The organism is Nonomuraea jiangxiensis, assembly GCF_900099965.1.
Lineage (GTDB): Bacteria > Actinomycetota > Actinomycetes > Streptosporangiales > Streptosporangiaceae > Nonomuraea > Nonomuraea jiangxiensis.
The window spans coordinates 142,344-168,422 of the sequence record NZ_FNDJ01000023.1; the positions used below are offsets into that span (position 1 = coordinate 142,344).

A 26,079-nucleotide genomic window follows, 5' to 3' on the forward strand; every position below is an offset into this window, starting at 1 on the left:
GGAAGTGATCGCTTTCAGCCGAGCAGGTACAGGACACGGTCGGCCTGGCGTTCCAAGGTGCCCACCGGGTTGTGCGGGGTGGCCGGGCCGGTGGGGCCGAGTTGGAGAAACCAGCCTAGTGCGATCAGGCGGCGGAACTCGTGCACGCGCTCGGCTTCCGAGGGAGCCATGTCGAGGTGAGCCAGCAGTTGTTCGGCCTCCAGGGTGCCGTCGAGGCGGGAGATGTGTTCACAGACCTCGGCGAGTTCGAAGGCGCGATCGTTGCGGCCGGAATCTTCCCAGTCGATGAAGCGTACGCGGCCCTCGTGCTCGTCCCACAGCACGTTGGCATGGTTGCCGTCCGCCAGCCCGAGGACGGGCGGCAGTGGATTGGTAGTGAGTTTGTCCGGATTGGCGGAGGACAGCCAGGCAGTGCCCGCCTGGAATGCCTGGCGTACCCGTGGGTCCTCGCCGAGGTCAGGGTGTTGGTCGGCCCGGGCGCGGGCCTTGGCCACGGCTACGGTAGGGCACGACGCGGCGGGCTCGACCGCCGCGACCACGTGCGTGGGGATCGCCTTGTGCAGCCGGTTCAGTGCGGCGGCCATCGCGCAGATCTGCTCGTCAGTGGCGTGTTCACCGCGCAGGACGCGTCCCGGCAACCTGGTCATCATGATCGTGGGAGGGCGGGCGTTGAGGGTGGCGCGGACCGGTGTGGGCGCCAGGCCAGGTGCGTGTTGGGCGAGGAGCTGCAGCGCCGCCCATTCTCGGTGGGGCTCTCCTCGGTGCCACGACGTGTATCGCTTGATGACGATGTCGTCGCCGAGTTCGAGGTCGTGCGTACTGAATCGGTCAGCCGTCATGGGCCGGACCGGGATTTGGACTGATTTCCGCCGTTGGTCGTTGGCTCGTGACTATGCTCCTCAACACCGAGCTCGTGGAGCAGTTGCGCGGTCACGTCCAGCGCGCGTTCCAGGAGCTGATGACGTGGGACGAGCGTCATCATGCCCACCTTCAAGGGGGCGCGGTCACGACGAGAGTTGATCCTGGCCGCCCCGACACCTACCCCACGGACCCCGGCAACCTGCACCATGCCACGCTCCGCGCCATCTTCGTGTACAGGTGTGTTCTGCCCTTCGCCCACATCCTTGGCGACATGCCCGTGGCGTCGCTCGCCACCGAGGCGCGGACCTGGCTTGAGGTCGCGGCCCGGCTCCTCAGCCGACCGGAGGACACCGCGCCTGACGGCTCCATCACCGATGCGGCGCTCATCCGTAGGATCGGCACCGGCCTCACGGCCTGGGAGAAACTCGGCGAGAGCGGGCGGGCCATCCCGTTCCTGCGTGCGGCCGTGGACTTCGCCGCTCCGAATTCCCCAGAACGTCTTCACGCCGAGTCATTGCTGCGGAACCTACGCCCCAGCCCGGCTTCTCAAGCGCTCCACGACATCGCGGCCTCGCGCGACGCCGGGAATTACGACTCGGCATGTGACACCGCAGCGGAGATGCTACGAACCGCCGCGCGAGACGGCGAACGCGTCCCAGCGGAATTGCTGGACGAGGCAGAGAAGCTCGCGTCCTCGATCGAGACCCTGGTGGACCGGGTCGGGCACCGATGCGATCTGCTGGGCGCACTCGCGAGCTACCACGCCAGCCGGGGAGATCATCGCCGGACCTGGATGGCCCGCGATGCCATCGCAGGCCATCTTGACGATCCGGGACCAGCGCCGTCCATCAGGCTCAACGACCTGGCCATCCGGTACTACCAGCACGGAGACCTCACACGGGCGATATCGTGCGGGCTGGACAACGCTGATCTATTGCTCAAGCAGGCATCCTCGAATCGGCGGCCCGCACGTACATCTTCACCGGCGGCGCGGCATTGATGGCCGTGCGCGACGCGTACCGCCGCGAACACCTGGAAGGGTTTCCGACGATCTCGCATCGGCTGGCCAGGATGTTCAAGGCCCATCCTGAGGTGGCGGCGGCCCTGCACGAGGGGGAACGCGCGGAACCTCACTGCGATCCGTGCCTTGGCCGCCCGCGGCGCCCTCCGCCGGGAGGCGCGGGTGCGCCTTCGTACGGACGGACGGGTCGATGTCGAGACCACCACCCACCGCGAAGACGTGGGCGCCGGCGGGCCGGCCGTTCCTGAAACCGTCTACGGCATGTGCGCTCTACGATCGCGTCCAGAACAGGAGCTCCTTCAGCGCCATGTTCGTCGCTCGAAACGCGGTCTACCCGCTGAGGAGCGGAGAGCCCGTGACGATTCGTGAAGAGGGGTTGGAGTTCCCTGGCGCAAGCCCCGCCGAGCTGCCGTATGTCGCGGGCTGGGGCAGCCGGACCATCCCACACCAGGTGACCGTGTCCATGCCCGCCGGCAGGGTCCCGACGTTCCTCGACTACCAGCACCACGCCGGGCTGGAGCCCGACACGATCATCCGGTACGGCCGCGATGGTTGCCGTGTCGTGCTCAGCCCCCGTGCCGGCGCTGGTTCCCGCGCGCCCTGGGTGCCCGGTGTGCGGGGCGGCGGTACGTCAGCTCGCCTTCAACACGCCGATCAAGCTTGTGAGGCTGTCCTGGCCGTGGCCGGCGGTGACGCCTTGGCGGAAGGTCTTCAGGACGGCGGCCGGGAGTGAGCCGTCCACGCCGGCTGCCTGTGTGGTGTGCAGCACGTGTTCCAGGCTCGCCACGCCCATGGAGATCCGGTCGACGTCTCCCTCGTGGTTGCCCGCGGTGATGCGCGGCGCGTAGAACTCCAGGAAATAGCGGAGCTCCAAGGTCCTCACCGCGTGTGGCAGGAAAACCTCCGCCGAGATGCCATTGGCCTCCGCCACCGCCTGACCGTGCAGGTAGCCCGCCATCGCTGTCCAGAACATGTCGATGCCGATCTGGTAGTACAGCGCCGCCAATCCCTGGTCCTCGCCGAGGTAGTCGATCCCGGTCAGCACCTCAAGGGCGGGCCGGTGCGCCTCGATCGAGTCCTTGGGACCGCTGTAGTACGTCATGGCGTCCGGCGTGCCGATGCCCGGCGGCGGCACCTGCACGCCCCCGGTGATCTGCACCGCTCCCCGCTCGGCCAGCCACACGGCCGCCTGACGTGCCCTGTCCGGGGTGTCGGAGGTGAGGTTGACCAGGGTACGCCCGGCCAGGGCGGTGGGCGGAGCCTGCGCCAGAATGGCATCCATCGCGTCGTAGTCGGTCAGGCTCAGCACCACCAGCGTGTTGGCGGTGAGTGCCGCCTCGACGGACTCCGCTCTCTTCGCGCCCCGTGCCACCAGTGCGTCAGCCCGGGTGGGCGTGCGGTTCCACACGGTCACCTCGTAGCCGTTGTCGAGGTAGGCGCTGCCCATGGCCTGCCCCATGGGGCCCAACCCGATCACCGTTACGGACTTCATCCAAGCTCTCCTCGCCACTAGAACGAACGCTCTATCTAGGGCACAACGTAGCACACGAATAGAACGAACGCTCTATCCAGTACAATGGGGACCATGCGGACCCAGCACGAGATCGGCACCCGGGAGCGGATCGTCCGGACGACTTCTCGCCTGATGCAACGGCAGGGGTATGAGGCGACGGGCCTCAAGCAGATCTCCCAGGAGGCGCAGGCCACGCTCGGCTCGGTCTACCACTTCTTCCCCGGCGGCAAGCGGGAGCTGGCAGTCGAGGCCGTCCGCCATGGGGACAGGGAGTTCGCGGAATTCCTGCGCGCGGCGTTCGACAAGGAGGACGATCCGGCCGCGGCGATCGTCGCCTGCACCCGCGACCTGGCCGAGGAGCTGCGCGAATCCGGCTGGCTGGACGGTTGCCCCGTCACCACCACGGCACTGGAGAGCGTCGGCCGGGCGCCGGAGATCCAGCAGGCGGCAGAGGACGCCTACGAAAACTGGCGCACGCTCGTCCGCGACAAGCTCACGCGGTCCGGCTTCGCCGGCGACGTGGCGCACGACCTCGCCCACACCGTGATCAACACGCTGGAGGGCGCGGAGCTGTCGGCGCAGGTCTCCCAGAGCGAAGCACCGCTGGAGATCGCCGGCAGGCACCTCGCGCGGCTGATCGACTCCTATCGATAGTCGGCGACGAAGGTCAGCCTCCGGTCCCGGCCCGCCGGTGAGAAGATCGCGATTGTGATCTCCTGCCGGACGCCCGGCTCGATCTTCTTCAGCGATGAGGGAACGAGCAGCGCCAGCGGCGTGTGCGGCCCCAACGGGGCGCTCAGCATGCTCGCGGACAAGGCGTACGAGCCGGGGTGGCTCGGTCGCGATCACCAGATAACGTTCTGGGTCTTCCCTCCTGGGGAGGCCGTTGCGCGCGGAGGCGGTGGGTGCCCACCCAAGGGCGCATGCAGCCGACCGGCTGACACGCCTGTATCATTCCGTCTTGTCCTGTAGGAAATGCGGGCTTTTTGGTCGTTTTGCGAGGAAAGGAGGGTTATGGCGGCGACTGCGGCGGGGGTCGGGTTGCGTGGCATCGGCCACACCTTCGGCAACGGACACACAGTGCTGCGGGATATCGAGCTGGACATCCTGCCGGGCGAGCTCGTAGCCATCCTGGGACCGTCAGGATGCGGCAAGTCGACCCTCCTCAAGCTGGTGGCCGGGCTTGAGACGCCGACGGCCGGCGAGGTGCTGGTGGACGGGCGTGCCGTCCGCGGCATTGACGACCGCTGCGCCGTGGTCTTCCAGGAGCCGCGGCTGCTGCCCTGGCGCGATCTCGCCGGAAACGTGGCCCTCGGCCTGCCCAAGGGCGTAGGCCGGGGGAGTGGCCGCCAGATCGTCGGCCACTGGCTCGACGTCGTCGGCCTTGAGGGCTTCCACCGGCACCGGCCCCGCCAGGTCTCCGGCGGCATGGCCCAGCGGGCGGCCCTCGCCAGAGCGCTGGTCAGAGAGCCCGGCGTGCTCCTGCTGGACGAGCCGTTCGCCGCGCTGGACGCCCTCACCCGCCTGCGCATGCAGGACCTGCTGGCCGAGGTGCAGCGCGGCGCCGGAACCACGGTCCTGCTCGTCACCCACGACGTGGACGAGGCCCTGCACCTGGCCGACCGAGTGGTCCTGCTCGACACCCAACCGCCGGTCGCGGGCGCGACCGTCGCGACCGTCCTCGACGTCCCCTGGCTCCGGCCGCGCGACCGGGCCTACCCGGAGCTCGCCGTCCTCCGCGCCGACCTGCTGGAACGACTTGGCGTCCCCAGACCCACCCCCGCCGAGGAGACCACTCCATGACCCACCTCCGCTCCCTGCTCGCCTTCGTCCTGCTCGCCACCCTGGCCACCGGTTGCGTGCAGGGGGAGGGCGGCGCCGCCACGCCGGCCTCGGGGCAACTGCGACTCGACTACGCCTACTACAACCCGCTCAGCCTGGTCATCCGCCACCAGCACTGGCTGGAGAACGAGCTCAAGGGCACCAAGGTCACCTGGGTGCTGTCGGCGGGCAGCAACAAGGCCAACGAGAACCTGCGCGGCGAGACCATCGACGTCGGCTCCACCGCCGGCGCCGCCGCGCTGCAGGCCCGCGCCAACGGCACCCCCATCAAGACGATCGGCATCTACACCCGGCCCGAATGGACGGCGCTCGTCGTGAGCAAGGACTCACCCATCTCACGGGTGAACCAGCTCAAGGGCAAGAAGGTCGCCGCCACCAAGGGCACGGACCCGTACTTCTTCCTGCTTCAGGCTCTGGAGGAGGCCGGGCTCCGCGCCACGGACGTCGAGGTCGTCAACCTGCAGCACGCCGACGGCAAGACCGCGCTGGAACGCGGCGACGTCGACGCGTGGGCGGGGCTGGACCCGCTGATGGCACAGAGCCAGGTGGACTCCGGCACCAAGCTGATCTACCGGAACCCCGCCTTCAACTCCTTCGGCTTCCTCAACGCCCGCGAAGCCTTCCTCACCGAGCATCCGGACCTCGCGCAGAAGGTCGTGGACGCCTACGAGCGGGCACGCGCCTGGATCGGCGCGCATCCCGACGAGGCCGTCCAGCTGCTGGCCACCGAGGCCAAGCTCGCCCCCGAAGTCGCCACGGTGGTGCTGAAGGAACGGACCGAGACCGAGATCAGCCCGGTACCGGGCGCCGAGCAGCGTGCGGTGCTGGAACGCATCCTTCCGACGCTGGTCCGGGAGAACCAGGTGCGCTCGGAGGCAGAGGCCAAGACCGCACTCGACTCGCTGTTCGAGCCCCGCTTCGCGCAGAAGGCGCAGGCTTCGTCGTGACGGGACGTGCCGCTCTGGGGGCCTCCGGCGCGTCGCGTTCCGGTGGCCGCCGGTCGGCGCGGCTGGGCAGGCTCGCCGCGGGCCTGGTGGTGCCGCTGATCGCGCTCGCCGCCTGGCAGGCCGCCGCCGGCGCGGGCGTGTTCACGCCGAGCCAGCTCCCCGCGCCTTCGGCCGTTCTGGCGGCGGTGGCCGAACTGGTGCGGCGCGGCGAGTTGTGGCAGCATGTCGCGATCAGCGGGCAGCGCGTGCTGCTGGGGTTCGCGGCGGGCGCGTCGGTGGGCCTGGTGTCGGGTGCTGCGGTCGGGCTGTACGCGCCGGTCCGGGCCCTGCTCGCACCCAGCATCGCCGCCCTGCGCGCGGTGCCCTCCCTGGCCTGGGTTCCGCTGCTGGTGCTCTGGCTGGGCATCGCCGAGGGCCCGAAGATCGTCCTGGTGGCGATCGGCGCGTTCTTCCCCGTCTACACCACGGTGTCGGCGGCGCTGGCCCACGTGGATCCGCACCTGGTCGAGGCCGGGCGCGCGTACGGGCTGCGCGGGCTGGGCCTGCTCACCCGGATTCAGTTGCCGTACGCGGCGCCCGCGGTTTTCGCCGGGCTGCGGCTCGGCCTGGCCCAGGGCTGGCTCTTCCTGGTCGCGGCCGAGCTGATCGCCTCCTCCATGGGACTCGGATTCCTGCTGATCGACAGCCAGAACACCGGCCGGACCGACATTCTGCTCCTGTCCATCCTGCTTCTGGCGCTGCTGGGCAAGACCGCCGATGCGCTGCTGGGGCTGCTGTCACGGTTCCTGGCGGGAGCTACCTGATCATTCACCGCTACAGGTGCGCTGCGAGCGGCGCGCCTGTAGCGGCGATCAGGTTCGCGTCACCGGTGATCGCGGAAGGTCAGCGTCCGGGGCTCAGCGTCGCCTCGGTGGCGGGGACGTCGACCTCGATCTCCCTCAGGGCCGCCTCGAGGTTGGGCAGCGGGCCGATGCGCTGTCCCGTGGTGTTGGGACCCTGCGGGGTGCCCGTACGCTTCAGCAGGTCGGCGACCTGCGCGGCGGTCCAGGGCGCCTGGCCGGTGGCCTTCAGGTAGGACTGGACGGCCACGACCGCGCCGGTGACGATCGGCCCGGCTCCGGACGTCCCGCCGAACGTCCTGGTGTAGCGGACGTTGAGGTTCGCCGGGCTGGTGCCGCCCTGCAGGTTGCCGTTGCTGCCCGTGGTCACGATGTTGCGGCCCCAGCCCTGCAGGTCGAACCGGGAGCCGTAGTTCGAGAAGCTCAGCCGTTCCCGGTCGGTGTCGCTACCGGCGCCGACCAGGATCGCGCCGGAGTTGTGGGTGTTGCGGTCGAACCACTTGATTCCGTCCCGGACGTAGATGCTGGAGTCGACGTTCTGGTTGCCGTTGCCGCCGGTCTCGACCACCGTGACGCCGAGCCCGTCGAGCAGCCTGATCGCGTCGAACACCGACGGGATCCACTCCAGCGGCGCGTAGTTGCTGCCGCCGAGCGGGCCCGACGTCTGCTGCTCCAGCAGGACGACGTCGCCGCGCCGGAGCACGCCTCGCCCGGCGAGGTAGGCCAGCGCAGCGCCCGGGTTCCAGCGGGTGCCCCCGCCGGACACGGCCTGGCTCGGCGAGATGCCGTACATGGTGGCCGCCGGCACGCTGCCGGTGACGCCGTAGCCGTTGTCCCGGGCGACCAGCTCGCCGAAGACCGCCGTGCCGTGCTCGTCGGCGAAGCCCGTGTACCGCGGGAACACCGTGCCGCCGAGGTCGCTCGACGAGTTGAGCTGGAGGTCCTCATGGGCCATGTTCCAGTCGTACTCGAGGTCGACGATCCTGATGCCGGTGCCGCGGGCCCGCGGGTCCCGGCGCGAGAAGTCGGCGTTGATGCCCTGCGGCGCGGGCCGCAGGTAACCCTGCATCCCGGTGAAGTCCGGGGTCGCGGCCGCCGCCGATTCCACGTCCTGGCTCGCGGGCGGCGGTACGGGGTCGGGGGACGGATAGGCGAAGGCCACCTCGGGCAGCGCCTTGAGCTCCTCGACCACCTTCGCCGCGTCCGCGTCGGCGGGCAGTACGACGGTGTACCAGGAGCCCAGGTCGGGCACCGCCGACCCGGCGCGCGTCTTCGCCTGGGCCTTCAGGCCGTCCAGCTTGGCGACCGCGGCGTCCGGCACCAGCGGGGTGACCGATCGGGCCCCGTGCCGGTCGAGGACGGTGTGCACCGTGGCCAGGTTCCCGCCGCTGGTGCTGCGCAGGTTCTGGTTCGCGCCGCGTACCTGGAGCGGCTCGTTGAACTTGACCTCAAGGGCGACCTCGGCCGTCACCGTGCCCGAGGACTCGAAGCGTTGACCGTCGCGCAGCGACCCGGTCACGGTCAGCGCCGTGGAGGCCGGGCCGAGCCCGCCGTCGCGGGCCAGGAGCTTCTTGTCGGCCTGGACGACGAGGTCGGCCCGGCCGTCGCGGTTGGCGTCGACGGTGGACGTGAGGTAGCCGCCGTCGCCCTGGGCGACCGGCACGCCGCCGGCTAAGCGGACGGTGGCGGGATCGACGGCGGTGGCGTCCACGCCGTCCGCGCTGAGCAGGGTGACCGGGATGTTTCCGGCCACGGCGAGGTTGACGGGTTTGGGGAGGACGACGCTGATCGGGACCGGGAGGGGTGCCGCGGCTTGTGCGGGCAGGGTTCCGATCGCGGTGGTGGCCGTGACCACGGTGGCGAGGGCAGCCAGGAGTGCCGGACGCTTGGCCATGACGAATCCGTTCCATGCGTGGGGGGTTGGAGGTGGTGCGGATGGAATGGTTCGCCCGAATCTAATCCCGAGCCGGCGGGCGTCGTATTGGCGCATCTGACGGAAGTATTGACGCCGGGGATCTACCGATGTCGAAGCCTCCCCGACGGCGGCTCATGACCACCGCCGTCCAGGCAGGTGGCAGGGCATGATCGCCGGCCGCCTACAGTGGCCGGATGGACATTCGCGAAGGCCGTGACGGGGACGTCGACGTCGTGCTGGCCATGTTCGACAGTGCCGTGGCGTGGCTGGTCACCCAGGGGCGTACCGGGCAGTGGGGGAGTCGTCCGTTCAGCGGCGACGACCACCGCAGGGGACAGGTCGCCGGGTGGCTGGCGGGTGGTGGGATGCGCATCGCCGAGATCGACGGCGGGCCCGCCGGCTGCGTCGTCGTCGGGGACGCGCACGACTACGTCACTCCCGCCGCCGAACCCGAGCTGTACGTTCAGGCTCTCGTCGCCGACCACCGTTACGCCGGCCGGAGCGTGGGGCGGCAGTTGCTGGAATGGGCCGTCGCCGAGGCTCGGGGGCGTGGTGTCGGGCTGGTGCGGGTCGACTGCTACGCCGGTGACGACGGCCGGCTGGTGGCCTATTACGAAAGCTGCGGCTTCACCCGCGTCCAGCCGTTCACCGTGAGGGAGTGGCCCGGCATGATTCTGCAGCGTCGCGTCTGACCGGCTGCACAGGGGCGCGGGGCGCGGGAATAATGAGTTTCGTTGTCGCCACTCCATGCGTACGATCGACTACGCAAAGTGACACCCAACACAGGGTTCAGGAGGGGCAATGTTCAAGACCATGCGCGTCGCGGCGGCCGTGGCCGGGTCAGCGGCGCTGCTGTCGCTGGGGCTCGCCGCGCCCGCTTCGGCGGCCACATACCTCAACTGCCGCACCTTCGTCCACCACAACGACAACTACCTCGGCATCGCGTTCTGCAGCAACCCGATGGGCCAGACCTGGCGGTTCCGGGCCGTGATCACCTGCGGCTGGGCGCCCGACGTCGTCGGGGAGTGGGTCACGCTCGCGCCGGGTGGCATCGGGCAGTCGCAGGGCACCTGCGGCCGGCTCGGCAGCGGGGTCGGCGCCGTGGGGGTTGACGAGCGCCGGGTCTGAGAGCCCGAGGGGCACCGGGCGCCGTCCGGAAGGGGGACGGCGCCCGGTGCCGTCTCCTGGGGGAGGGCGTGGGCTCAGAGATCGGCGAGGATCTCGATGTCCTCCACCGTGGCATCGCGGACCACCTCGAACGCCGCCGTGGCCGCGGACATGTCATGCGCGGCCTGGCGAGCCGCCTGCAGCCTGGCGGCCGAATCCCAGCGCCAGACGCCGACCCACGTCCCGTCGTCCAGCCGGCCGAGGCGCGCCTCCGCGAGGCCCGGCTGGGTGGCCCTGACGGCGCTGACCAGGTCGGCGTGCCGGGCCTGGACCTCCTCGGCATCGGTGGAACCGGTCTGGAAGCGGGTGATGCTGATGACAGCCATGTTGGACCATCTCTCTAGAGTTGACTTCTAGTGACTGAGTTTAGAGTTAAACTCTAGCCATGAGCGATGTCAAGGCCGTTCGGGTGAGAGTGCCGGACCGGGCGTTGGACGCCCGGCTCCGTGGACGAGCCCTCATGAGACGGAGCGGGCGTAGCGGGCCGCGAGGTCGCGCACGTGGTCGATGAGCTCCGGCGGCTCGATGATCTCGAAGTCCAGGTCGAGCAGGCCGATGTGGACGGCGATCGTGTGCAGGCTGTCCGCGCCGGTGTTCAGCACGCAGGTGTCGTCGTTCACGGCCTCCACCACGCCGACCGCGGGGTTGATACGCTCGGTCACGACCTCGGCGGGCGCGTGGACGACGATCCGGGACCGGTAGCGCCAGGCCGCGGCCGACACTCCCTGCGCGACGTACGCGGCCGCGCCGCCCTCCGGCGGATCGCGTGGGGGGAAGCGCGGCCCGGTGGGCACCCGGGGTTCGACGCGGTCGACCCGGAACGTGCGCCAGTCCTGCCGGTCGACGTCCCACGCGACGAGATACCAGCGGCGGCCCCACGACACGAGCCGGTGCGGCTCGACGGTCCGGACACCCGCGGTTCCGTCGTGGGCGCGGTAGTCGAACCGCAGCCGCTCCTGGTCCCGGCAGGCCGCGGCGAGCGCGGTCAGCACGCCCGGGTCCACCACCGGGCCGGGACGGTCCGCGGGCACGGGCTCGGTGTAGGTCTGCAGCGCGTTGACCCGGTGCCGCAACCGGGAGGGCAGCACCTGCTCCAGCTTGGCGAGCGCGCGTACCGAGGTCTCCTCGATGCCGGCGACGCTGCCGCCGGCGGCGGTGCGCAGCCCGACCGCGACGGCCACCGCCTCGTCGTCGTCGAGCAGGAGCGGCGGCATGGCGGTGCCGGCGCCCAGCCGGTAGCCGCCGTAGGTGCCACGGGTCGCGTCCACCGGATATCCGAGGTCGCGCAGCCGATCGACGTCGCGGCGCACGGTCCGCTCGCTCACTCCAAGCCGCTCCGCGAGAGCGGCGCCGGGCCAGTCACGCCTGGCCTGCAACAACGACAGCAGGCGCAGCAGCCGCGCCGAGGTCTCCAACATGTCCTCAAGCGTGCCAGCACTTCAGGACAGAACTTGACCGGAATGATCCGTAGCGTTGCCGTCATGAGCGAGAACCACGAGATCAGGCCCTTCCGCATCGACGTTCCGCAGGCCCGGCTGGACGACCTTCGTGACCGCCTCGACCGCACACTCTGGCCCGACGAGATCCCGGGCGCCGGCTGGGACTACGGCGTCCCGGTGGAGTACGTGCGCGGGCTCGCCGACTACTGGCGCGACGGCTACGACTGGCGCGCCCACGAGGCCGAGCTCAACCGGTACCCGCAGGCCACCACCGAGATCGACGGGCAGAACATCCATTTCCTGCACGTCCGCTCGCGGCACGAGAACGCCCTGCCGCTGATCCTCACGCACGGCTGGCCCGGCTCGATCGTGGAATACCAGAAGGTCATCGAGCCCCTCACCGATCCCGAGGACCCGGCACAGGCCTTCCACGTGGTGATCCCGTCGCTGCCCGGCTTCGGCTTCTCCGGCCCGACCAAGGAGCGGGGCTGGAACCGGTACCGCACCGCCAGGGCGTGGGCGGAGCTGATGCGGCGGCTGGGTTACGACCGCTACGGCGCGGTCGGCAACGACGCCGGCTCGTTCGTCTCTCCAGAGGTGGGGCGGGTGGATCCCGGTCACGTCGTCGGGGTGCACGTCACCCAGCTCTTCTCGTTCCCCTCCGGGGATCCGGCCGAGTTCGAGGGGATCACCGCGGAGGAGCAGCGAGGGCTGGAGGTGCTCCAGTGGTTCTCCGAGAACAAGATGTCCTACAACACCCTGCACGCGCAGCAGCCGCAGACGTTGTCGTACGCGATCTTCGACTCGCCGGTCGGGCTGCTGGGCTGGAACGCGCAGCTCTTCGGCGAGGCGCCGGACCTCGACCCCGACTTCGTCCTGACCAACGTCATGCTCTACTGGCTGACCGGCACCGCGACGTCGGCCACCCGCTTCTACTACGAGGACGCGCACGCCGAGCACCCCAAGGGGCCCACCACCGTCCCGACGGGCCTGGCGATGTTCGGGGGCGACTTCGTCTCCATGCGCAGGTTCGCCGAGCGCGACCACCAGAACATCGTGCACTGGAAGTCCTACGACCGCGGCGGCCACTACGCCGCCCACGTCGTGCCCGACGTGCTCGTCGACGACCTGCGCACCTTCTACGGCGGGCTGCGCTGACCCGTGAAGGCCCCGCCGGGCGGCGGGGCCTTCACCGACGGTTACAGGCCGACCATCTTGAGCCTGACCGAGTACGTGAACTCCGTCGGCTCGTCCCCGGTGAGGGTATCCGAGATGATCACGTCCTCGTCCTCGTCGAGCGGGACGCACGAGGAGCCGAACGCCGTCACGGTGCCGAGGCTGGTGCCCTGGCCCCAGATCGGCCCGTCGGCCTCGCGCAGGTCGAAGGTCACGTTCTGGCCGGTCGTGATGATCGCGGTCGGGTACTCGAAGTCGGCGGGGTCTCCGTCGTCCCCGGACCTCATGGAGTAGTGCGTACTGTTGAATCGGGGGAACAGGTTTCCCTGGACCAGGAAGCGGAGCTCGTCCTGGCCGTCCCCTTCGGCGACGTTGCCCGCGTCGATGTCGTACAGCGTCACGCGGCACGACGCGGCCATGGCGTGCGCCGGCGTCGTGGCCAGAGCCGCCGGTGCCATCAGGCCCGCGGCGAGTGCCAACGCGGCGATCGGCTTGCGAGAGTGCATGCTGGTTCCTCCTCGATGTGCTGACGCTCCGCTCCTTGTCGCGAAACGCGGCATCAGCGTGCTCGGGGCGTCGTGAGCACATCGTTAGAGCGCAGGTCAAGGACCCAGTGCACAATCCGTCCGTAAGAATCGGCACAGGCAGGCGGGAGCCGCGCGCCTACCCTCCCGTTATGGGAGACACTCTCACCGTACTGCTGCTCGGCACGCCGGAGCTGGCCGTCGGCGGGGTGCCCGTGGGCATCCGCTCCGCCAAGACCCGGGCGCTGCTCTGCTACCTCGCCACCGCGCCCGGGCCGCGCCCGCGGGGCGAGCTGGCGACGCTGCTGTGGGGCGAGCGGCCCGACACCCACGCCCGGGGCAGCCTGCGGCTGGCGCTGTCGGAGCTGCGCAGGGAGGTGGGCGGCTGGCTCGACATCGGCCGCGAGCAGGTCGGCTTCCGCGCCGACGACACCTCCTTCGTGGACCACCGTCAGCTCACGCGCGAGCTGCCGGTGGCGGGCGTGCTGCGGTTGTGGCGCGGTGAGTTCCTGGACGGCGTCTCCTTCGGCGACGCCCCCGCCTTCGCCGGGTGGCTGGACGCGGAGCGCGGGCGGGTGCGTTCGATGCTGCGCGAGGTGCTCGTGGGCGCCGCGACCGCGGGCTCCGCGTGTCCCGAGCAGCTCGTACGGCTGGCGCGCATCGTCACCGACCTGGACCCGTTCGACGAGGAGGCGCACCGGCTGCTGATCGCCTCCCTCGCCGAGGCGGGCAACCGGGCCGCGGCGCTGGCCTGCTACGAGGACCTCCGCCGGCGCCTGGCCGCCGAGCTGGGCGTGGATCCCGCGCCGGAGACACGTGCCCTCAGGCAGGCGCTCCTGCCGAGGCCCGGGCACCGCCGGGCGGGCCCGCCGGTGCCCGGCACCGAGCTGATCGGCAGGGCGGCCGAGGTCCGCCACCTGCGGGAGCTGCTGTCCCGCGAGCGCCTGGTGACCCTGGTGGGGCCGGGAGGCATCGGCAAGACCCGCCTCGCCATCGCCGCCACTGCCCGCACGGCCGGGGCCGGGGACGGTGAGCGTGGGCAGGCGCGGAACGGGGACGGCGGGCGTGGACCGGCGCGGAACGGGGACGGCGCGCGTGGACCGGCGCGGGACGTGGCGTTCGTGTCCTTCGCCGGGGTCGGGCACGAGGCGGCCGTGACCACGCTCGCCCGCCGCCTCGGCGTCGACCTCACGCCGCCGCGCCCCGCGCTCGACCTGCTGCTCGCCACGCTCTCCGCCCGCTCGACCCTTCTCGTGCTGGACAACCTGGAGCACCTTCCCGCCTTCGACGCGGTCATCGCCCGGATCATGGAGGCCGCGCCCGGCGTAGGCGTACTGGCCACCAGCAGGCGCCGCCCCGACCTGCCCGGCCAGGTGATCGTCGAGGTGACCGGCCTGCCCGCCCCGGCCGCCGAGGAGCTCTTCACCGTACGGGCGCTGAAGGCGCAGCCGTCGTTCGATCCCGACCGGGAGGCCGCCCTGGTGGCCGCGATCTGCGCCGCGACCTGCGGACTGCCACTGGCCATCGAGCTGGCGGCCAGCCTGCTGCGGGCCGTGCCCTGCGCCGAGCTGGCCCAGCGCCTCGGCGTGGACCCCGGCCTGCTCTCGGCCCCAGGACCCGCCGCCCGCTCCCGGCACGCCTGCATGCGAACGGTCTTCGAGACTTCATGGCGGCTGCTGGACCCGGCGGGGCAGGAGGCGCTGGCGGCGCTGTCGGTGTTCGGTGGCGGGTGCACGCTGCGGGCGGCGCTGGAGGTGGCCAGGACCAGCCCGGAGGTCCTGGTACGCCTGGTGGACCACAGCATGATCCACCTCACGCCCGCGGGCCGGTACGCCATCCACCCCCTCATCCAGCAGTTCGCCGCCGCGCACCTGGACCGGACCGTACGCCGCCGGCACGCCGCCCACTTCGCCCGCCTCCTCGACCGCCACGCCGCCGCGCTCGAGGACGCCTCCGACACCGAGGTCACCCGGGTTCTCGCCCCGGAGCTGGACAACATCCGCCTGGCCTGGGCCGCGTCGGGGCAACCGCGGTTCCTGGACCACTACTGGGCGCTGTGCCTGCGATTACGCCTGTACGAGGAGTCGGGTGCCATCGTGCGCCGCCACCTCGCCCGTACCCGGGAGGCCCCGCACCTGAGGGCGCGCCGGCTGTGGATGGCCGCGGTGAGCGAGCACCAGCTCGCCAGGGAGGGCGAGGCGATCGCCCTGGCCAGGGCCGCGCTCGACACCGTGGGCCGGCCGCTGCCGACCTCGTCGCCGGGCCGGGCCGTCGCCCTCGTCGGCGCGGCGGCGGGCCGCCTGCTGCCCGTACGCCGGGCCGACGCCGCCGGGGCCGAGGCCGCGCAGGCGCTCACGCTGCTGGCCAGGCTCGCCTTCCTGCAACGGGACCTGCCCACGATGCTGCTCGCCTCGCTCCGCCAGCTCAACGCCGCCGAGCAGGCGACCGACCCCGCACTGCGCGCCGAGGCGTACGCGAACTTCGCCACCATCGCCCGCATCGCCCGCCTCCATCGCCTGGCCGACCGCTACGGCGCGCTCACCGACCACGCCCTGGCCGGCATTTCGCACCCCACGGCCGCCGCGAACCGCGCCCGGCTGGCCCGCGGGCTCGACCAGCTCTTTTCCGGGGCGTTCGAGGCCGCCCGCCACTCGTTCGCCGAGGGCCGGGCCAGAACGCCGGACCCCCGGATGGCGGAGAGCTGCGCGGGCATGCTCGCCGAAACCGCCCTGTGGCGCGGCGACTTCGGCGCGGCCGTAGACCTCTATGCCGAGACGGAGGAGCTGGCCGTCGCGCGGGTAGGCGGTGACGACATCGGCCGTTACTGGTGCCTGATGGGGCGGGTGGAGGCGCTGCTCCGCCTGGACGGGGTCGCGGCCGGGCGGATCGCGGAGGTGCTGGCGGCCGCCTGGGCCTCGACCGAGCGCCGCCGTACGCACGCGCGCGAGCTGGGACTTCGCGACAGCGCCGCCCTGCACGTGATCCAGCGCATGCGCCTGCTCACCGCCGGCGCCCGTCTGGACCCCGCGAGCGGCGGCCCGGCGGTGCGGGAGGCTCTCGCCCTGGCCAGGCGGCTGCCCCCGGCCCAGCACGGCCTGCTGGAATGCTGGACCGGCCTGGCCGAGCTCCTCCCTTCCCTCGACCCCGACCCGGGGACCGCGCGCTTCCTGCACTCCCGCATGACCCGCTTCGTGTCGCGCAATCCGGGCGCGGTCGCCCGGATCGGCTGGGCCCGCGCCCTGGTGCTGGCCACGGCGGGCAGGCAGCGGGCGGCCCGGCGCGTGGCCGGGCAGGCCATGGCCGACGCCGAACGCCTGTCCGTCCCGTACGACTACGGCAGGGCCGAGCAGGTGGCTCTCGCTCTTCGAGGAGGCTGACCGTCGCGTCGGGTGTGGAAGCGGCTTCGTGTTTCCTGGGGCTGTCCCGGGGCCGTGTTGACCTCAACCGCGCTTGGGATTGCACGATGGCGGCCGGGGCTTCGCACCGTCATCCGGCCTTGAGGTGGGTGCCCCCGCGAGGGCCGAACCCCGCATGACCGGAGTGCCGACGGGGGCTCCGGCCACGCCCTTCGCACCTGAACCCCTTGACGGAAGGAATGCACCTGTAATGGATATCGGTATCGGATTGCCCGGTCATGCCCGGTGGACCGACGGCACGACACTGGTGGACTGGGCCCGCCGAGCGGAACTGCGCGGCTTCTCCAGCCTCAGCGTCAGTGACCGTCTGGCCTGGTCGACGCCGGAGCCTTTGATCACCTTGGCCGCCGCGGCGGGCGCCACCTCGCGCATCCGGCTCGTGACCAGCGTGCTTCTCGCACCTTTGCGCGCCAACCATGCCCTGTTCGCCAAGGCCGTCACCACACTCGACCAGCTCGCCGGGCCCGGCCGCCTGCAGTTGGGGCTCGCTCCGGGACTCCGGAAGGACGACTTCGTGCTCAGCGACGTCGACTACGGCACCAGGGGCAAGCAGTTCGACCAGCTCCTCGACCGGCTCGCGGCGGCCACGGCACCCGGCGACCCCGTGGGCCCGCGACCCGCCACACCCGGCGGGCCCGCCCTGCTGTTCGGCGGCACCTCCAAGGCGACCCTGCGCCGCATCGTCTCCCGGGGGACGGGATGGATCGCCGGTGACGCGACCGTGCAGGACGTTCAGGACTTCGCCCCTCAGCTCCGGCAGGCGTGGACGGCGGCCGGCAGACCCGGCGCGCCTCGGCTGGTGGCGTCGGTGATGTACGCACTCGGCCCCGATGCCGAGGCCGCGATCTCCGATGCCGTCGGCTCCTATTACGCCTTCGCCGGCGACGAGTACGCGGACTACGGCATCTCCATCGCCTACACCCGACCGGAGCAGATCACCGCCGCGATCGCCGCCTTCGACCAAATCGGCTGTGACGAACTGATCTTCATGGGCAACGATCCGGATCCTGCGCAGGTGGACCTCCTCGCCGAGGTCATCGGCCTCTGACCAGCCCCGTCACTCTGCGCCTCAGCGGTTCGTCCTGTCAGGGTGCGGGGACAGGCGCGGGGACGTGCTGGTCGATGAGGATGCGGGCGGCGGCGACCGAACGCGCGGCGGGGCCGGAGGGGCCGAGCGTGGCCGCGTTGGCGTAGAGCCCTGAGGTGACGAGCATCAGCATGTCGGCCAGGGCGTCGGGATCGGCGGCGTGTGCGACGGCGGCCAGAGCGCACAGCCGTTCCCGGCCGCGTGGTTGTCCGCGCCCTCGCCCGGTTGCTTGTCGAACGTCGCTTCCGGGTGCGGGCCGAGGACAGCGCGGCGGTGTCGGAGTGGTCCCCCTGGTGCGACTTCTCCGTCCAGTGAGCGCCGCCACCGGCCGTGAACGGGCACACGCAAGCCTGGTGAGACGGAGCGGCGAAGCGGGGCGGGGGCTGTGCCGGTCTTGATGCTTCTGGGGTTCCTTCTACGGCTGAGGCGTCGCACCATATATAAGGACTGGTCCGAAACGCCCTGTGGCTGATTACCCCCCGTTCCCCCCGATCAGGAAGGACGATTCATGATCCGTCGCGTACTGGCCGTCGCCGTTCTGACCACCGCCGCGCTCGCCACCGTACCGACAGGCGCGCAGGCCGCCCCCGCCTGCCGGGCCGGCTACATGTGCAACACCCAGTACTTCTCCGACTCCGCGCGCACCAATTTGGTCGGGGTCAAGACGGAATTCTGCAGTGGTGAGGTCTCGACCTGGGGCAGACTCAACGGCTACATCACGTGGTCCACGAGCCCCTGCAACTGACGTAAGGCTGCCGGCAGGGCACGCACTCGTGTGGCCCTGCCGGCGGATCCGCACGTCGTGGGCCGCCGAGGGAACTCTGGAGCGTTCATAGAGTAAACAGCCGTTGGGCGGCTGAGATACAACCTTCTACGCCGCTCTCGGATCGCTGACTTACAGAAATGAGTGCCGATGCTGACAGAGTTCTTACGCGACCAGTGCTTCACCACGGCGTGGTTCGGGCTGATGGCCTTCGTGTGGTTCGGCTGGTCCCAGGAGGACCCGCCCCGGAGCTGGCGGGTCTGGCTGGGCGTGGCGTCGGTCCTGGGGGTGGGGTTCGCTGTGGCTTTCGGGGTGTTGACCGCTGCGAACTGGGACCAGCCCAGCGCCCTGGAGGGGAAGTACGCCTGGTTCGGCGTCCTGGTCGCGGCGGAGGTCGTGGCCGCGGGAGCCGGGTGTCTCCTGTTGGGCAGGCGCGGGGCGTCCCGGTGGATGGCGTGGTGGGTCGCGCTCGTCGTGGCGGCGCATTTCCTGCCCTTGGCGCTGTTGCTGAATGACATCGGTGTGGCAGTCGTCGGCGTCGTCCAACTGGTCGTGCTCGGTGTGGCAGCACCACGCCTGCGCGCCACCACCACAGCGAGCAGCCGAACGGCCGGACCGATCATGGGCACGACTTTGCTGCTGAGCGCGGCGATCAGCACGGCGATCGCGCTACCCGGACTGTGAGGACTTCCTGGTCGCCATAGGTGCCCTCCCTCCCGAGCGCGGCCGGAGCGGCCCTGAGTGTAAAGATCGGGGTGGCGCTCCTGGGCAGCGTCGGCATCGCCGTCTACCGCGCCGAGATGAGCGAACGCCGTCCCGCCCGGCGTGCGCGCGGAAGCCACCGAGGCGGCGCGCGAGACGCTGGGCGGGACACTCCGCTCCTGAGCTGCCGCGGGGTCACAACCAGCCGCGTGACTCGGCCACGCGGGCGGCCTCGGCGCGGTTGCGGGCGCCCGTCTTGCCGATGGCCGAGGACAGATAGTTGCGTACGGTGCCCTCGGTGAGGAACAGCCGCCGGGCGATGTCGGCCACGGTGGAGCCGTCGGAGGCGACCCGCAGCACCTCGGCCTCCCGCTGCGTGAGCGGGCTCGGGCCCACCGTCAGGGCGGTCACGGCCAGCTTGGGATCGATCACCCGCTCGCCCGCCATCACCCGCCGTACGGCCGCTGTCAGCTCGGTGACGGGGGCGTCCTTGACCACGTAACCGGCCACGCCCGCGTCCAGGGCCCGGTTGAGGTAGCCGGGCCTGCCGAACGTGGTCACGATGATCACCCGGCGGTCGCGCAGGCGTTCGGCGACCTCCAGGCCCGACAGGCCCGGCATCTCGATGTCGAGCAGTACGACGTCTGGGTCGTGCTCGGCCGCCGCGGCCACGACCTGATCGCCGCGCCCGACCTCGGCGACCACCTCGATGTCCGGCTCCAGCGCGAGCAGCGCGGCCAGGCCGCCCCTGACCAGGTCCTGGTCGTCGGCGATCAGGACGCGGATCATGGGGTCACCGCCAGCGGGACGCGGGCGTAGAGGCGGTAGCCGCCGCCCGGCGGCCGGCCGACCTCCAGCCGGCCACCGGCCTGCGTGAGCCGCTCGGCCAGCCCGGTCAGCCCGCTCCCCGGCCGCTGCCCGCCATCCCACGCCCCACCCACCGACCGGCCGAGGCCCGAGGGCCCGTCCTGAGTCCCGCCCGCCGACCGGCCGAGGCCCGGGAGCCCGTCCTGAGTCCCGCCCACCGCCGGGAGCCCGTCCTGAGTCTCGCCCGCCGGTGGCCCGCCGTCCGCCCCGGTCGCCGGTGACCCGTCGTCGCGGACCTCCAAGGTGGCCGCGGTGGCGTCGACCCGCAGGTCGATCCAGCAGCGCCTGGCCCGGCTGTGGCGCAGGACGTTGGTCGTGGCCTCGCGTACGGCCCAGGCCAGCAGTGTCTCGGCGGCGGCCGGGATGGGTCCGTCGGCGGGCGACACCTCCAGCTCGATCCCGGCCAGCCGTAACCCGCGCGCCGCCTTGTCCAGCTCCTCCGACAGCGCGGGCGCCCGATAGCCGGACACCGCGTGCCGTACCTCGTCGAGGGCCTGCCGGGCGGACCGCTCCACGTCGGTCATCTCGCGGGCCGCTCGATCGGGGTCGGTGTGCGCCAGCCGCGCGGCGAGCTGGCTCCTGATGGTGATCGTGGTCAGCGTGTGCCCCAGGATGTCGTGCAGGTCCCGGGCGAAGCGCAGCCGTTCGTTCTCCACGGCGAGCTGCGCCACCTCGGCGCGGGCCGCGTCCAGCCGGGCCAGCAGGATCCCCATCCGCAGCATGCTGTGCACCGCGGTCGCCTGCGCCACGACCGCGATCGGCACCCACCAGATCCCGCCGAACGACACTCCCTGCGCCACCAGCGCGACCACCTCCACGACCACCGTCGCCGCCGTCGCGGCGGCGAACGCGGCCCCGGTCAGCGCGGCGGCCAGCGTGCTGACGACGAACACGAACGACACGTACGCCCACGGCGGCCCGAGCGCCGGCAGCAGGGCCGCCGCCGTGACCGGCAGCCCGATCAGGGCCCACGTCGAGGGTTTACCGACGCTGAACGTCCGCCACATGATGTTCAGCCAGCAGACCGCGAACAGCGCCACCGCCGCGAGCACCCAGACCACCACCCCGGCCCCCGGCGCCGTGCCGAACCACGACCAGAGCGGCCAGCCCAGCAGGAGCAGCCAGGCCAGGCCCCCGGCCCGGCCCGCCGCACGGCCTCGGCCGGCGTCCCTCGGCGGCATTCCCAGCGTCACGTTCGCGACCGTCACAGAGCCCGACGGTAACGCCACACGGCCAGCGCGGCGAACAGCAGGGTCCAGGCGGCCAGCACGCCGACGGCGGTCCCGGTCGGCCACTGCCCGTCCAGCGCCCGCCAGCCCAGCGATCCGGCCTGGTAGGCGGGGCTGTACTCGGCCAGGACCCGCATCGGCTCGGGCATCACCTGCACGGGTAGCCACAATCCGCCCAGTACGGACAGGACGAAGTAGACGCCCATCATGGCCAGGTTCGCGGCCTGCCCTTTGAGCGTGTAGCCGAAGGCGATGCCCAGTGCCGCGAACGGCACGACGCCCACCCAGATCAGCGCCACGAGGGCCGGCCAGGTCCACAGCGGCAGCCGTACCCCGCCCAGCAGCGCGCCCGCGGCCAGTACGACCACGATACTCGGCAGCACCCCGGCGACCCCGCTGACCAGCTTGGCCACCACGTACCCGGAGGCCGGCAACGGCGTCACCGCGAGCTGGCGTGCCCAGCCCTTGCTCCGCTCCAGCGCGATGGCGCCGCCGATGAACAGGGCGCCGCCCAGCGAACCGTACGTGGCCATCGACACCATACTGAAGGCGGCGAAGTCGCCCTGCTGGTTCTGCGGCACCACGTTCAGCACCTTGGTCCACAGCAGGTAGAGCGCCACCGGGAAGCCGGTCAGCAGGATCAGCCCGGCCGGGTTGCGGAAGGCCCGACGCAGCTCCAGCCTCAGGTACGACCTCATCGCTCCTGCCCTCCCGTCAGGCTCACGAAGGCGCTCTCCAGGTCAGGGCTCACCGTGCGGACGTCCCGGACGTCGTCGAACTTCGCGAACAAGGCGCGGAGCGTCGCGTCGGAGTCGCCGGTACGCAGCACGACCGTACGGCCCTCGATGTGCACCTGGCGGACACCCGGCAGCGCCTCGAACGCCGACACGTCGGCGCCGCCGGTCACGAAGCGCACCTCCGTACCGCCGACCAGGGCCTTGACGGCCTCGACCGGCCCATCCGCCACGATCTTGCCGCCGGCCAGCAGCACCACCCGGTCGGCGTAGTCGTCGGCCTCGGTCAGGTAGTGGGTGGCGAACACGACCGTGCGCCCCTCCGCCGTACGGGCGCGTACCTCCTGCCACAGGGCGCGGCGGCTGTCGACGTCCAGTCCCACCGTGGGCTCGTCGAGCACGAGCAGCCTGGGGTCACCGGCCAGGGCCAGCGCGAACCGTACCCGCTGCTGCTGCCCGCCGGACAACCGGCCGACGCGCCGCCCGGCGAACTCCGCCACGCCCGCCGCCCGCAGCACCCGCTCGACCGGCATCGGCGCCGGGTACATCCCGGCCACCGCGCTCACCAACTCGCCGACCGGTACGTCCTCCAGCAACCCAGCATCCTGCAGCAACACCCCGACGGCACCCGAGCGCAGCGCGTCGGCGGGCGGGAGGCCGAACACCCTGGCCGTTCCCGCACCGGGCGCGAGCAGCCCGAGGGCGATGGACAACATCGTGGTCTTGCCCGCCCCGTTGGGGCCGAGCACGGCGACCGTCTGCCCTTCCTTCACCTTCAGATCCACGCCGTCGAGCGCCACGGTACCGCCGTAGCGCTTGCTCACGGCCTCGACTTCGAGCGCGATTCCCATGCCGTTCAGCCTGGTCGAGAGCGGGATACGGCTGTAGTGCCGGGAGTCAGTCACCCCGGTATGACAGATGTCAGCCGGCCATGAGCGGTCAGCTGTCTCCGCGCAGGAAGACCTGCCAGGCGGTGGCGACCGACAGCGCCGCCCAGGCGGCCAGGACGAGTGCCCCGGCGCTCGGGCCGAGTGCCCTGGCCGGGTCGGCGGGCGTCCCGAGCAGGCTCAGGGCCGCCTCGTGCGGGAGGAACCACACCAGATTCGGCAGCGCGCCCAGCAACACCGGCGAGACGAGAACGGCCGTGACGAGGAGTACGGCGAGAGGGGTGACGACCGTCCTCCCGACGACGGCGAACCCGTGGCCGATGAGACCGAGCAGGAGATAGACGGCCAGGAGGGCCAGGAATCCGGCGGCGGCATCACCGGCTCCCAGCTCACCACCGCGAAGTTCCGCAGCACGTAACCCGGGAGGGTGCCGGGATCGCCGCGACCAGGCTGAGCGCCGCGCTGACGGTGAGCCTGGCGGCGAACAGCCGGCCACGGTCGGGTACGACGGCGAGGCTCACGCGCAGCCGGCCGCCACGGTACTCGCTGCCGGCCCCGAAGACCGCGATCGCGACGAACCCGTAGACCGGTGCAGCATGAGGGTGCCGAGCTCGGCGAGCGGGACCGACCCCGCCTGACCGGCCCCGCCTGACCGGCGACGCGGACGGTATCCGTGGCGGCGACGATGCCGAGCAGGGTGTTGGCGTCGAAGGTGACCGCGAGGGCGATCCACCCGGCCGGCAGGCTGGTGACCTTGATGCGCTCGGCGGCCAGGGTGTCGAGGAACCGGATGGCCGGGGGAGCGGGCCTGGCCGTCGTCACGGCCGGCACCGGCAGGCGCCGGTGCAGCAGCATCGCCGCCGCCACGACCGCGGCCAGCGCCGGCCCGGCGACCGAGCGCCAGGTGCCGGCCACGTCGATGATCGGCGGCAGCCAGAACACCCGACGACCACGCACGCCGCCGCGCCGTCCGCGAAGGGCCGCCGCAGGCCTGGCCCGACTCCGCCTGCGCTGGAACGGCGGCCCATCACCACGCCCCGTTCAGGACAACCGGCACATTTCCGGACACCATAGCGCAGCCAGGCGGCCGCGATCAGCCGACGCGGTAGCGCAGGTAGGCCATGCCACCGGCGAACCGGCGCTCCTCCAGCAGGTCGAGCCGGAGCCGCAGGCCGTCAGGGAAGAGCCGGTTGCCGCCGCCGACCACGGCAGGGACCACGAAGATGCCGCACTCGTCCACGAGGCCGGCGCGCAGCGCGTGGGCGGCGAGGTGCGGGCCGCCGATGGAGAGGTCGCGGTCCGCCGTCGCCTTCAGGTCGCGGATCGCGTCGGGGCGGAAGTCGCGTTCGAGGCGGGTCCTGGCGGTGGGCGCCTGCGGCAGGGTCGTGGAGAAGACGATCTTGTCCGCGGCCCGCCAGAGGGTGGCGAAGTCGCGGATGACGTCTGGCTCCGCCGGGCCGGTGTCCATGGTCTCCCAGACCATCATCGTCTCGTACATTCCGCGCCCGTACAGGTAGGTGCCGATCGGACGCTCCAGGTCGTTGATGAAGGCGTGCACCTCCTCGTCGGGTGCGGCCCACGTGAAGTCGCCCTTCTCGTCGGCGGTGTAGCCGTCGAGCGACGCGATCGCGGAGTAGATCAGTGCGGCCATCGGTGGTTCTCCTGTCAGGTGCGACGAATCACTCCGTGCAGACCGCCTGCCGGGGGGAAACTCATCGGCGGGCGGGAGGTCATCGCGTGGGTGACGGAGCCTGCGGCGGCGCGGCGGGAACGACGCAGGATAGGGCACCGCGCAGGACGGTGGCGAAGGAGCCGGTGGTGCCGGGCTCGAGCCAGTGCCGCCCCGCCACCCGGATGGCGCCGGCGATCGCGGCGGCCGTGACGGCGGGGAACAGGTCGCGCGCGGGGTCGGTGCCGGTGCGGGCGGCGATCGCCTCGGCGAGCGGGCCCTCCGCCATGGAGAACGCCTTGAGCGCCTCGCCCTCCAGCTCAGGCGTGGACATGATCATGCGTAGCCCCGCCCTGTCGGGCTCGGGATCGGTGTAGAGCTCGATCATGGCCGCGATGACGGCCTGGTCGAGCGGCTCGTCGGCGGGCCGGGAGCGCAGCGCCTGCCCGGCGCGACCGGCCTGGTCGGCCTGGAAGGCGCAGATCGCCTCCGCCCTGCTGGAGAAGTAGTTGTTGTAGGTGCGCGGTGAGACCCCCGCGGCCGTGGCGATGTCGTGGACGCGGACGAGGGCCAGCCCGTGCGGGCCCTGCTCGATGGCCAGGCGGAGCGCGGCATGGCTGATCGCCTCCCGCGTGGACTGCTTGTTGCGGGCCCGGAGGTCCATGACGTCGTCGTTCATGGGCCGACTCTACCCGAAGTGCGGGGCACGCACTAGATGCGTGACACGCAAGTTGTGTATAGAGTGCGACATGACGCCTGGCACTCCCGACCGGAGAGTGCCAATAGCAAGGCGTGCGCCGGGACGGCGAGGCGCGCCGGCGGGCCTGTCCGCCCGCCGGCGGCCGTCCGTCGCGGGCGCCGTCCCCGGACCCCATCGAGAGCAGGAGCATCATGGCTTCGAAAATGATTGCGTTCGACGAGGACGCCCGGCGCGGTCTCGAGCGCGGTATGAACCAGCTCGCCGACGCCGTCAAGGTGACCTTGGGTCCCAAGGGCCGCAACGTCGTGCTGGAGAAGAAGTGGGGCGCTCCCACGATCACCAACGACGGCGTGTCCATCGCCAAGGAGATCGAGCTCGAGGACCCTTGGGAGAAGATCGGCGCCGAGCTGGTCAAGGAGGTCGCCAAGAAGACCGACGACGTCGCGGGCGACGGCACCACCACCGCCACCGTGCTCGCCCAGGCGCTGGTGCGTGAGGGCCTGCGCAACGTGGCCGCCGGCGCCAACCCGATGGCCCTGAAGAAGGGCATCGAGGCCGCTGTCGAGCGGGTCAGCGAGGAGCTGTCCAAGCTCGCCAGGGACGTGGAGACCAAGGAGCAGATCGCCTCCACCGCCTCCATCTCCGCCGCCGACCCCGAGATCGGCTCGCTCATCGCCGAGGCGATGGACAAGGTCGGCCAGGAAGGCGTCATCACCGTCGAGGAGAGCAACACCTTCGGCCTGGAGCTTGAGCTCACCGAGGGCATGCGCTTCGACAAGGG

Annotated in this window: 28 protein-coding genes; 13 read left to right on the plus strand and 15 right to left on the minus strand. The window is 71.5% G+C overall.

Annotation, left to right across the window (positions count from 1 at the left end; translation table 11 throughout):
- Window positions 1-14: 14 nt before the first annotated feature.
- Window positions 15-839, minus strand: coding sequence for an aminoglycoside phosphotransferase family protein (locus tag BLS95_RS39240; protein WP_090943838.1), 825 nt, complete (start codon window positions 837-839; stop codon window positions 15-17).
- A 53-nt stretch (window positions 840-892) separates the two neighbouring features.
- Between BLS95_RS39240 and BLS95_RS39245 the strand changes: the two genes are divergently transcribed.
- Entirely contained in the window at window positions 893-1,861 is a 969-nt protein-coding gene (locus tag BLS95_RS39245) for a hypothetical protein (RefSeq protein WP_143044047.1), read from the plus strand.
- Between the two features lie 652 nt (window positions 1,862-2,513).
- On the opposite strand, the gene BLS95_RS39250 is transcribed toward BLS95_RS39245, so the two are convergent.
- On the minus strand, window positions 2,514-3,374 hold the full coding sequence (locus tag BLS95_RS39250; RefSeq protein WP_090943844.1) for an NAD(P)-dependent oxidoreductase: 861 nt from the start codon (window positions 3,372-3,374) through the stop codon (window positions 2,514-2,516).
- 93 nt (window positions 3,375-3,467) lie between these two features.
- Between BLS95_RS39250 and BLS95_RS39255 the strand changes: the two genes are divergently transcribed.
- Window positions 3,468-4,049: a TetR/AcrR family transcriptional regulator gene (locus tag BLS95_RS39255; protein WP_090943943.1), complete on the plus strand. Its 582-nt coding sequence runs from the start codon at window positions 3,468-3,470 to the stop codon at window positions 4,047-4,049.
- Here the strand turns inward: BLS95_RS39255 and BLS95_RS56180 are convergent.
- Window positions 4,040-4,198, minus strand: coding sequence for a hypothetical protein (locus tag BLS95_RS56180; RefSeq protein ID WP_176993618.1), 159 nt, complete (start codon window positions 4,196-4,198; stop codon window positions 4,040-4,042). The two genes, BLS95_RS39255 and BLS95_RS56180, sit on opposite strands and share 10 nt — an antisense overlap.
- Before the next feature lie 211 nt (window positions 4,199-4,409).
- Here BLS95_RS56180 and BLS95_RS39260 point away from each other — a divergent pair, with 211 nt between their 5' ends.
- Genes BLS95_RS39260 through BLS95_RS39270 form a run of 3 tightly spaced genes read left to right on the plus strand, consistent with a single transcriptional unit; the run spans window position 4,410 to window position 6,987 of the window.
- The gene (locus BLS95_RS39260) at window positions 4,410-5,198 is read left to right on the plus strand and encodes an ABC transporter ATP-binding protein (protein ID WP_090943847.1); all 789 of its coding nucleotides are present in this window, start codon (window positions 4,410-4,412) and stop codon (window positions 5,196-5,198) included.
- Window positions 5,195-6,184, plus strand: a complete 990-nt coding sequence (locus BLS95_RS39265; RefSeq protein WP_090943850.1) for an aliphatic sulfonate ABC transporter substrate-binding protein — start codon at window positions 5,195-5,197, stop codon at window positions 6,182-6,184. The genes BLS95_RS39260 and BLS95_RS39265 overlap by 4 nt, the downstream gene beginning before the upstream one ends.
- On the plus strand, window positions 6,181-6,987 hold the full coding sequence (locus BLS95_RS39270) for an ABC transporter permease (RefSeq protein ID WP_090943853.1): 807 nt from the start codon (window positions 6,181-6,183) through the stop codon (window positions 6,985-6,987). Before BLS95_RS39265 ends, BLS95_RS39270 begins: the two co-directional genes overlap by 4 nt.
- A gap of 79 nt (window positions 6,988-7,066) precedes the next feature.
- Here BLS95_RS39270 and BLS95_RS39275 read toward each other — a convergent pair whose 3' ends face one another.
- On the minus strand, window positions 7,067-8,917 hold the full coding sequence (locus tag BLS95_RS39275; RefSeq protein ID WP_176993619.1) for a S8 family serine peptidase: 1,851 nt from the start codon (window positions 8,915-8,917) through the stop codon (window positions 7,067-7,069).
- A gap of 215 nt (window positions 8,918-9,132) precedes the next feature.
- On the opposite strand from BLS95_RS39275, the gene BLS95_RS39280 reads away from it, so the two are divergent.
- Both BLS95_RS39280 and BLS95_RS39285 read left to right on the plus strand, forming a co-directional pair.
- Entirely contained in the window at window positions 9,133-9,630 is a 498-nt protein-coding gene (locus BLS95_RS39280; protein WP_090943857.1) for a GNAT family N-acetyltransferase, read from the plus strand.
- A gap of 109 nt (window positions 9,631-9,739) precedes the next feature.
- Window positions 9,740-10,066: a hypothetical protein gene (locus BLS95_RS39285; protein ID WP_218136209.1), complete on the plus strand. Its 327-nt coding sequence runs from the start codon at window positions 9,740-9,742 to the stop codon at window positions 10,064-10,066.
- A gap of 74 nt (window positions 10,067-10,140) precedes the next feature.
- Here the strand turns inward: BLS95_RS39285 and BLS95_RS39290 are convergent, their stop codons facing one another.
- Both BLS95_RS39290 and BLS95_RS39295 read right to left on the minus strand, forming a co-directional pair.
- Window positions 10,141-10,431, minus strand: coding sequence for an antibiotic biosynthesis monooxygenase (locus BLS95_RS39290; RefSeq protein ID WP_090943859.1), 291 nt, complete (start codon window positions 10,429-10,431; stop codon window positions 10,141-10,143).
- A gap of 132 nt (window positions 10,432-10,563) precedes the next feature.
- A complete protein-coding gene (locus tag BLS95_RS39295) occupies window positions 10,564-11,523 on the minus strand; it encodes a helix-turn-helix transcriptional regulator (protein WP_176993620.1) in 960 nt (319 codons plus the stop codon).
- Between the two features lie 63 nt (window positions 11,524-11,586).
- Between BLS95_RS39295 and BLS95_RS39305 the strand changes: the two genes are divergently transcribed.
- Window positions 11,587-12,702, plus strand: coding sequence for an epoxide hydrolase family protein (locus BLS95_RS39305; RefSeq protein ID WP_090943863.1), 1,116 nt, complete (start codon window positions 11,587-11,589; stop codon window positions 12,700-12,702).
- 41 nt (window positions 12,703-12,743) lie between these two features.
- Here the strand turns inward: BLS95_RS39305 and BLS95_RS39310 are convergent, their stop codons facing one another.
- Window positions 12,744-13,226, minus strand: a complete 483-nt coding sequence (locus BLS95_RS39310) for a hypothetical protein (protein ID WP_090943867.1) — start codon at window positions 13,224-13,226, stop codon at window positions 12,744-12,746.
- 170 nt (window positions 13,227-13,396) lie between these two features.
- Here BLS95_RS39310 and BLS95_RS39315 point away from each other — a divergent pair, with 170 nt between their 5' ends.
- The gene (locus BLS95_RS39315) at window positions 13,397-16,621 is read left to right on the plus strand and encodes an ATP-binding protein (RefSeq protein WP_090943870.1); all 3,225 of its coding nucleotides are present in this window, start codon (window positions 13,397-13,399) and stop codon (window positions 16,619-16,621) included.
- Between the two features lie 229 nt (window positions 16,622-16,850).
- Window positions 16,851-17,708: an LLM class flavin-dependent oxidoreductase gene (locus tag BLS95_RS39320; protein ID WP_176993621.1), complete on the plus strand. Its 858-nt coding sequence runs from the start codon at window positions 16,851-16,853 to the stop codon at window positions 17,706-17,708.
- A 37-nt stretch (window positions 17,709-17,745) separates the two neighbouring features.
- On the opposite strand, the gene BLS95_RS59295 is transcribed toward BLS95_RS39320, so the two are convergent.
- Window positions 17,746-17,880: a hypothetical protein gene (locus BLS95_RS59295; protein ID WP_281250085.1), complete on the minus strand. Its 135-nt coding sequence runs from the start codon at window positions 17,878-17,880 to the stop codon at window positions 17,746-17,748.
- Window positions 17,881-18,255: 375 nt separating this feature from the next.
- Between BLS95_RS59295 and BLS95_RS39325 the strand changes: the two genes are divergently transcribed.
- Both BLS95_RS39325 and BLS95_RS39330 read left to right on the plus strand, forming a co-directional pair.
- On the plus strand, window positions 18,256-18,492 hold the full coding sequence (locus BLS95_RS39325; RefSeq protein WP_090943875.1) for a DUF6289 family protein: 237 nt from the start codon (window positions 18,256-18,258) through the stop codon (window positions 18,490-18,492).
- 168 nt (window positions 18,493-18,660) lie between these two features.
- The gene (locus BLS95_RS39330) at window positions 18,661-19,194 is read left to right on the plus strand and encodes a hypothetical protein (RefSeq protein WP_090943878.1); all 534 of its coding nucleotides are present in this window, start codon (window positions 18,661-18,663) and stop codon (window positions 19,192-19,194) included.
- Window positions 19,195-19,407: 213 nt separating this feature from the next.
- On the opposite strand, the gene BLS95_RS39335 is transcribed toward BLS95_RS39330, so the two are convergent.
- The 7 genes from BLS95_RS39335 to BLS95_RS39365 form a co-directional block, all read right to left on the minus strand.
- Window positions 19,408-20,001 (minus strand): response regulator transcription factor, encoded by a 594-nt coding sequence (locus BLS95_RS39335; protein ID WP_090943881.1) that lies wholly within the window; start codon window positions 19,999-20,001, stop codon window positions 19,408-19,410.
- Window positions 19,998-21,287, minus strand: a complete 1,290-nt coding sequence (locus BLS95_RS39340; protein ID WP_143044048.1) for a sensor histidine kinase — start codon at window positions 21,285-21,287, stop codon at window positions 19,998-20,000. The genes BLS95_RS39335 and BLS95_RS39340 overlap by 4 nt, the downstream gene beginning before the upstream one ends.
- Window positions 21,284-22,006 (minus strand): ABC transporter permease, encoded by a 723-nt coding sequence (locus tag BLS95_RS39345; RefSeq protein WP_090943887.1) that lies wholly within the window; start codon window positions 22,004-22,006, stop codon window positions 21,284-21,286. The genes BLS95_RS39340 and BLS95_RS39345 overlap by 4 nt, the downstream gene beginning before the upstream one ends.
- A complete protein-coding gene (locus BLS95_RS39350) occupies window positions 22,003-22,947 on the minus strand; it encodes an ABC transporter ATP-binding protein (RefSeq protein WP_245765556.1) in 945 nt (314 codons plus the stop codon). The genes BLS95_RS39345 and BLS95_RS39350 overlap by 4 nt, the downstream gene beginning before the upstream one ends.
- A 34-nt stretch (window positions 22,948-22,981) precedes the next feature.
- Window positions 22,982-23,167 (minus strand): hypothetical protein, encoded by a 186-nt coding sequence (locus BLS95_RS39355; protein ID WP_090943893.1) that lies wholly within the window; start codon window positions 23,165-23,167, stop codon window positions 22,982-22,984.
- A gap of 855 nt (window positions 23,168-24,022) precedes the next feature.
- Entirely contained in the window at window positions 24,023-24,580 is a 558-nt protein-coding gene (locus BLS95_RS39360) for a dihydrofolate reductase family protein (protein WP_090943896.1), read from the minus strand.
- A 79-nt stretch (window positions 24,581-24,659) separates the two neighbouring features.
- Window positions 24,660-25,277: a TetR/AcrR family transcriptional regulator gene (locus tag BLS95_RS39365; protein ID WP_090943899.1), complete on the minus strand. Its 618-nt coding sequence runs from the start codon at window positions 25,275-25,277 to the stop codon at window positions 24,660-24,662.
- 212 nt (window positions 25,278-25,489) lie between these two features.
- Between BLS95_RS39365 and BLS95_RS39370 the strand changes: the two genes are divergently transcribed.
- Window positions 25,490-26,079 (plus strand): TCP-1/cpn60 chaperonin family protein (locus tag BLS95_RS39370; protein ID WP_281250086.1); only part of this gene is annotated, 590 nt, incomplete at its 3' end.